The organism is Streptomyces sp. TRM49041, from assembly GCF_008271805.1.
Taxonomy (GTDB): Bacteria; Actinomycetota; Actinomycetes; order Streptomycetales; family Streptomycetaceae; genus Streptomyces.
Window position 1 is genome coordinate 1 of the sequence record NZ_VSRY01000011.1, and the last position, 587, is coordinate 587.

Annotated in this window: 1 protein-coding gene; it reads left to right on the top strand. The window is 72.1% G+C overall.

The annotated features are described in order from the left end of the window. Window positions 1-587, top strand: a 587-nt coding sequence (locus FVS66_RS00060) for a ketoacyl-synthetase C-terminal extension domain-containing protein (RefSeq protein ID WP_149178867.1), incomplete at both ends; no start/stop codon positions are given.

Here is a 587-nt window from a genome sequence, read left to right on the forward strand (position 1 = left end):
CAAGTCGAACATCGGTCATACGTCCGCCGCGGCGGGTGTCGCGGGTGTGATCAAGATGGTGATGGCGATGCGGCACGGGACGCTGCCGCCGACGCTGCACGTCGACGCGCCGTCCCCGCACGTGGACTGGGAGTCGGGTGAGGTCCAGCTGCTCACGGAGGCGCGGGAGTGGCAGGTCGACGGCCGTCCCCGTCGCGCCGGTATCTCGTCGTTCGGTGTGAGCGGTACGAACGCGCACATCATCGTGGAGGAGGCGCCGGCCGAGGAGTCGGCGACCGTCGAGCTGACCGCGCCCGCCGCCCCGGTGCCGGTGGTGCTGTCGGCGCGCAATGACGTGGCGCTACGCGACCAGGCGCGGCAGTTGCGGAAGCACGTGGCAGCCGATGCGGACGTGTCCGTCGCGGACATCGGCTTCTCGGCGGCCACCACCCGCGCGGAGCTGGAGCGGCGCGCGACCGTCGTGGCCGCGGACCGCGCGGAACTGCTGGCAGGCCTGGACGCACTCGCCTCGGCCGAGCCGGCGGTGAATGTCGTGGGTGGCCAGGTCGTCGGCTCGAACCTGAGGCCGGTGTTCGTGTTTCCGGGTC